This is a genomic window from Rhodococcus sp. (in: high G+C Gram-positive bacteria), assembly GCF_049299235.1.
Classification (GTDB): domain Bacteria; phylum Actinomycetota; class Actinomycetes; order Mycobacteriales; family Mycobacteriaceae; genus Rhodococcus.
On the sequence record NZ_JBAQXC010000294.1, the window covers coordinates 1 to 5,165 of the forward strand.

General features: G+C 69.2%; 4 protein-coding genes. All 4 read left to right on the forward strand.

Going from position 1 to position 5,165, the window contains the following annotated elements:
- The first annotated feature begins 160 nt into the window (after positions 1-160).
- The 4 genes from madC to WAX14_RS17630 all read left to right on the forward strand — a co-directional run bounded on the left by madC (position 161) and on the right by WAX14_RS17630 (position 5,134).
- Positions 161-1,678: a MadC family VWA domain-containing protein gene (gene madC, locus WAX14_RS17615; protein ID WP_422629345.1), complete on the forward strand. Its 1,518-nt coding sequence runs from the start codon at positions 161-163 to the stop codon at positions 1,676-1,678.
- A 251-nt stretch (positions 1,679-1,929) separates the two neighbouring features.
- Positions 1,930-3,081, forward strand: coding sequence for an iron-containing alcohol dehydrogenase (locus WAX14_RS17620; protein ID WP_422629348.1), 1,152 nt, complete (start codon positions 1,930-1,932; stop codon positions 3,079-3,081).
- On the forward strand, positions 3,078-4,472 hold the full coding sequence (locus WAX14_RS17625; RefSeq protein WP_422629346.1) for a MadS family sensor histidine kinase: 1,395 nt from the start codon (positions 3,078-3,080) through the stop codon (positions 4,470-4,472). Before WAX14_RS17620 ends, WAX14_RS17625 begins: the two co-directional genes overlap by 4 nt.
- On the forward strand, positions 4,469-5,134 hold the full coding sequence (locus tag WAX14_RS17630; RefSeq protein ID WP_422629347.1) for a MadR family response regulator transcription factor: 666 nt from the start codon (positions 4,469-4,471) through the stop codon (positions 5,132-5,134). Before WAX14_RS17625 ends, WAX14_RS17630 begins: the two co-directional genes overlap by 4 nt.
- The last annotated feature ends 31 nt before the right edge of the window (positions 5,135-5,165 follow it).

The following is a 5,165-nucleotide window of genomic DNA, read 5'->3' on the forward strand; positions in this document are numbered from 1 at the left end:
GTGGAATCGGGCGAGCCACCCGCGGAACGGGTGACGGTCGCGTCCCGGCCGGCGAACACCACCACCTCGGTGTTCCGGGGGCGTGGTGGCGGCGGTGCGGGTGGCCGCGGCACGGCTCGTGACTCCTCCAGCGTCGGCGCGGGGCGGTGACCCCGTGCGCGTGAGTGCACCCGATGCGCGCCGCCCCACCTATCCGCTCGACGTCATCGCGGCGGTGTTCGCGCGACTGCTCCGACACCACGGAGTCGCCGCGTCACCCGCCGAAACCATCGAAGTGCGAAGGGTTCTCGGGTTCGTCGGTGCCGGTGACCGGGTCGTGCTGCGCGCGGCGCTGCGCGCCGTGTCCGCGAAATACACACACGAGCAGACCGGATTCGATCGCGCGTTCGACGCGCTGTTCCTACCCGCGGTCACCGCCGGCGGCGGTGACGACGGCCCCGTGTTGCGTGCCCAGTTCGCGGAATCGCTGCCCGCCGCGCTGGAGATCGACGACGAGCAGCAACTCGCCCGCTATGCCGAATACAACGAGCGCGCAGCCGAGGTCGGTGACCGGTTCGACACGCCCGAGGCGGACAAAGGATTCAACCCGCACAAGGACGACGACGATGTGTCGATGACGTCGACGGATGCGGATCTGTCCGTCGACACCGGGGCCGATTCCGGGCGTCGCGGCGTGACCTACACCGTCGATGTCGATCGGGCCGCCACCGCGACGGTCGGTGATCTGGCGGCGAATCCCGGCGCAGCGGTGTCCGGGTCGCTGTCCTGGGACGACCCGGCGTCCATCCTGGCCTGGCTCGACGCCTACGACCCGCACCGCGCGTACGGTGGCGACACCACCGACGAGCAACTCACCGAAGCACAGTTGAATCGGCTCGTCGACGCCGTGGAGGCGTTCGTCGCTGCCCTCGCGCAGTCGGTCGAACCCGCGATCGACGACACCGCCGACACACCGGAGGATTCGACGGCGGCGCACCGCGCGGAGATCGACCTGGCCTGCCACGAGGTGCTGCGCCGGATGCGTGGCCCGGCTCGGCCGCGGCCACGGGAACACGCCGCCGGCCGGCTCGATCTTCGTCGCACCGTCCGCGGTTCGATGCGCACCGAAGGGGTACCGTTCCATCTCGTCGTCCGCGCCCCCCGCCCCGACCGGGTGCGGCTGCTGGTCCTCGCCGACGTGTCGCTGTCGGTGCGGCCGGTCACCGCGTTCACGCTTCGCCTCGCACAGGCCATGCACGGTCGCGCGCACCGGTGCCGGGTCGTCGCGTTCGTCGACCGCCCTGTTGTGGTGACACAGCAGTTGCTCGCCGGGACCGGTGACGGTGCGCTGGCCCGGGTACTCGCTCACCCGGCCGTGGATCTCGAGGCGTCCAGCGACTACGGGCGGGTGTTCGACGAACTGCTCACCGACCACGGTGACCTGCTCGATGCGCGGACCTCGGTGCTCGTCGTCGGTGACGGTCGCTGCAACGGTCTGCCCGCCCGCGCCGACCGTCTTGCCGACCTGCGCCGTCGGGTCCACCGCCTCGCCTGGATCACCCCGGAACCGGAACGGTACTGGCGGCAGGCCACGTGCGCGATGCCGGACTACGCCCAGGTCTGCGACCGCGTCGTCGTCGCACGAGACGGCGAACAACTGCTCGACCGCGCCGCCGAACTCGGCCACGCGCTCCGCTGACTCGTTCCCTCCGAGTGAAAGGAACCAGCATTCGATCCAGACGGTTCCACCCGGTGCGGTCCTCCTGCCTACCCGATCGGAGAGGTGCACACCCCGGCCATCGACCAGGTGGCCGGGCTACCCGCGCGGACTTACGGCCGAAGGACCGTAAGCTGGATCACACAGATACCGCGGGGACCGTCAGGAGTATTGCAGTGGCCGTCGCCATACCGGAACGTCGAACGGAATCGGGGCACGCTGGACGGCGGGAGATGCCGGCGCTCGCGAAGTTCCATGCCCCCGAGATCGTGTTCGGTGCCGGGTCGCTCCCCGAGGCGGCCCACGCGACCGTCCGCCTGGGTGGAAACCGGCCGATGCTGGTCACCGATCCCGGTCTGGTCGAGGCCGGATGGGTGGACGAACTGCGCCGCCACCTGCACGAACAGGGGCTGTCCCCGGTGGTGTGGAGTGCGTTGACTCCGAATCCGAAGGACTTCGAGATCGCCGCCGGCCATGAGCTCTACCGCGCCGAAGGATGCGACGTGCTGGTCGGGCTCGGCGGCGGCTCGGTGATCGACGCGGCCAAGGGCATCGCGGTGCTCGCCGCGAATGGTGGCTGCATCCTCGACTACGAGGGCGTGGATCGGGCGCCCCTGCCGATCCCGCCGATGGTGATGGTGCCGTCCACGTCGGGGACCGGTGCGGACGTGTCGCAGTTCTGCATCGTCACCGACACCATCCGCAAAACCAAGATCACCATCATCGGCCGGTCTCTCGTACCCGACCTGACGGTGATCGATCCGCGGTTGCTCACCACCATGCCCGTCGGCCTGAACGCGGCGACCGGGCTCGATGCCCTCACCCACGGCATCGAGGCGTTCGTCTCCCGCGCCCACAATCCGCTCACCGACCATCACGCCCTGCGGGCGGTGACGATGGTCACCGACACACTCGTGCGCACCATCGACCACCCGAACGAGATGACGCACCGCGCCGACATGGCCCAGGCCAGTCTCGAGGCGGGCCTGGCATTCACCAACGCGATCCTCGGCGCCGCCCACGCGATGAGCCACCAGGTCGGCGGCCTGCTCGATCAGCCGCACGGTGTCATCAACGGGGTACTGCTCCCGCACGTGATCCGGTTCAACGCGGCCGCCGATCCGAGACCGTTCGTCGCAATCGCCGCGGCGCTCGGCCTGGACGAACGCCGCGGCCCCGACGACGAGGCCGCGCTCGCCGTCGCCGATCGGGTGGAACGGCTCGCCCAGGAGGTCGGCGTGCCGCGCGGACTTCGGGAACTCGGTGTGCGAGAACAGGATCTGTCCCGCCTGGCCTCCGGTGCCCTGCGTGACGCCTGCATGTCCACCAACCCGCGCACGCCGACCCACGACGAGATGGTTGCGCTGTTCCGGGCGGCCCTGTGAACTCCACTGCGCCCGATCTGTCGCAACTCACCGGACTGCGGTCGGGCAAGCCCACGTTCTATCCGCAGTACCGGGGCGCCGCCGAACGCCTCGAGCGGGTGGTGCATGCGCTCGAACTCATCTCACGGGCGCTGGTGCGCACCGTCGACGGACCGGAAACCCTGATCTGCGCCGTGGCCGAGGCCGCGCGGGCGCACCTGAGCGCCCGCTGGGTAGTCTTCGCCCTCACCGACGGGACCCTACCCGAGGCCGGGCCCCGCCGCCTCGTGCTCGGCCCCGACGCCACTCCGTTCCTCGTCGACAACGTCGAGGGACCACCACTGCCCGACGAGGTGGTGAGCCGACTCGAGGACATCCGAGGCGGCACCGCCGAACGTGACCCGGTGGTCGACGGACATCACGCGTTCGTGCCGATCGTGCTCGGCGGCGGTGTCGTCGGTGCGATCGCGGCATGGACGCCGGAGCACCGGACCCTCGACGCCACCGATCGTGCCGTGCTGTCGATCCTCGCCAGCCAAACCGCTGTGGCCCTGCAGAATTCGTCGCTGTATCAGCGAGGGCAACTACTGTTGGAACGAGCCGAGGAAGCCTACCGGGAAGCGAACCGCGCGGCCGCCGACCTGCAGGCGCGCAACGAGGAAATCGAAGCGACCCTCCGCGAACTCGAACGGACACAGCGACAACTCGGTGCGGCCCACCGGCACCAGGCCCTCGACGAGGAACGACACCGCATTGCCCGCGAGTTGCACGACAGCGTCACCCAGGCGGTGCTGTCGGCGGGCATGCAGATCGAGGTGTGCCGCAGCGATATTCCCGACAGCGAACGGTCCGAACGCCTCGATCTGGCGAAGGAGATGACGCGGCGGGCCGTGGAGCAGCTCAGATCGGCGATCTACGCGCTCAATCACCCGTCGGACGCGGATCGGTCGTCGCTGCCGGAAATGCTCGAGCAACTTCGGGTCGCGCACACACCCGGCGAACTCGACATCGTGATCCGGGTCGGTGGCACCCCCGTCGAACTGTCCGGGGACGTCGAGCACGCGCTGCTGCGTATCGCAGGAGAAGCGCTGTTCAATGCCGTGGTGCACGCGAACGCCACCCGTGCCGTGCTGCGGCTGACGTACGGCCCGGAGTCGGTGCTGCTGTCGGTCGCCGACGACGGCGACGGCGATCCCGCCCGCATCCGGGTGATATTGCGACTGGCCGCGGGCAGCGACCTGGACGGCCGACACCGGGGCCTGGCGAACATGCAAGCGCGCGCCCACGAGTTCGGCGGCCGACTGGAGGTGCGCCGCGCCCGGATCGGAGGCGTCCGCGTCGCCGTACGTATTCCCGTGCCGAAAATGCTTGCGCAGGAATCGGATACGGTGAGAATTGGAGGACAATCATGACGGTGACACCGCCGCGAACCCGCCGCGACACCGTGCGGATCGTGCTCGTCGACGATCACGCGATCCTCCGACAGGGGCTACGGTCGATCCTCGACCGGGAACCCGACCTCGAGGTCGTCGGGGAAGCGTCCGCAGAGGACGAAGCCCTCGTCCTCGTCGACCGGACCCGGCCCGACATCGTCCTGATGGATCTGAAGCTGTCGGCCGGATCGGACTACGAAGGGCTGACGCTGTGTCGCCAGTTGTCCACCGCGCACCCGGGCATCGGCCTGCTTGTGCTCACCACCTTCCTCGACGAGCAACTCGTCGTGCGGGCCGTGCACGCAGGGGCGCGCGGCTACGTCGTCAAGGACGTCGACACCACCGAACTGGTGCGCGCGATCCGGGCGGTGTCACGAGGGGAGAGTGCGTTCGACTCACGGAGCGCCGCGGCGGTGGTGCGCACACTCAGCGGGAAGGTCGCGCCGACCGAGCAACTCACCGATCGTGAACTCGAGGTTCTGCGGCTCCTCGCGGCGGGACTGTCGAATGCGAAGATCGGTGAGCAACTGTTCATTTCGGCAACGACGGTGAAATTCCACGTCAGTAACATCATGCGCAAGCTCGGTGTCGGTCGTCGCGCCGAGGCGGTGTACGCGGCGAGCAAGCGCGGCATCATCTAGCTGTGTGCCTTTGTGGCTGTTAGGACAGCCA